The 1,208-nt window shown below is 38.3% G+C and carries 1 protein-coding gene; it reads right to left on the reverse strand.

Annotated features, from left to right (window positions below):
* A partial coding sequence (locus BUA99_RS15190; RefSeq protein WP_159430961.1) for a hypothetical protein occupies positions 1-1,208 on the reverse strand: 1,208 nt, incomplete at both ends.

Consider the following 1,208-nt stretch of genomic DNA (forward strand, 5'->3'; position numbering starts at 1 on the left):
TTCACTTTTTCAGGTTTCACTGCTTGAACTCCTGTGTTATCCCAAGCACAAGTATTTGTGTTGAATACGAAGTTATCCCAACAGTTCACTTTTTCAGGTTTCACTGCCTGAACTCCTGTGTTATCCCAAGCACAAGTATTCGTGTTGAATACAAAAGTATCCCAACAGTTTACTTTTGCTGGTTTTGAAGCTTGAACTCCTGTGTTATCCCAAGCACAAGTATTTGAATTGAAAACAAAAGTATCCCAACAGTTTACTTTTGCTGGTTTTGCAGCTTGAACTCCTGTGTTATCCCAAGCACAAGTATTTGAATTGAAAACAAAAGTATCCCAACAGTCCACTTTTTCTGGTTTCACTGCTTGAACTCCTGTGTTATCCCAAGCACAAGTATTCGTGTTGAATACGAAGTTATCCCAACAATTCACTTTTTCAGGTTTCACTGCTTGAACTCCTGTGTTATCCCAAGCACAAGTATTCGTGTTGAATACGAAGTTATCCCAACAGTTTACTTTCGTTGGTTTCACTGCCTGAACTCCTGTGTTATCCCAAGCACAAGTATTCGTGTTGAATACGAAGTTATCCCAACAATTCACTTTTTCAGGTTTCACTGCTTGAACTCCTGTGTTATCCCAAGCACAAGTATTCGTGTTGAATACAAAAGTATCCCAGCAGTTTACTTTTTCAGGTTTTGCAGCTTGAACTCCTGTATTATCCCAAGCACAAGTATTCGTGTTGAATACAAAAGTATCCCAACAATTCACTTTTTCTGGTTGAGTTGCTTGAACGCCAATATTATCCCAAGCACAAGTATTTGAATTGAAGACAAAATCATCCCAACAATTCACTTTTTCAGGTTTTGCAGCTTGAACTCCTGTATTATCCCAAGCACAAGAAGTAGTATTGAATACAAAAGTATCCCAACAGTTCACTTTTTCAGGTTTTGCAGCTTGAACGCCAGTATTATCCCAAGCACAAGTATTCGTGTTGAATACAAAAGTATCCCAACAATTCACTTTTTCTGGTTGAGTTGCTTGAACGCCAATATTATCCCAAGCACAAGTATTTGAATTGAAGACAAAATCATCCCAACAATTCACTTTTTCAGGTTTTGCAGCTTGAACGCCAGTATTATCCCAAGCACAAGTATTCGTGTTGAATACAAAAGTATCCCAACAATTCACTTTTTCTGGTTGAGTTGCTTGAACGCC

Source organism: Flavobacterium segetis, assembly GCF_900129575.1.
Taxonomy (GTDB): domain Bacteria; phylum Bacteroidota; class Bacteroidia; order Flavobacteriales; family Flavobacteriaceae; genus Flavobacterium; species Flavobacterium segetis.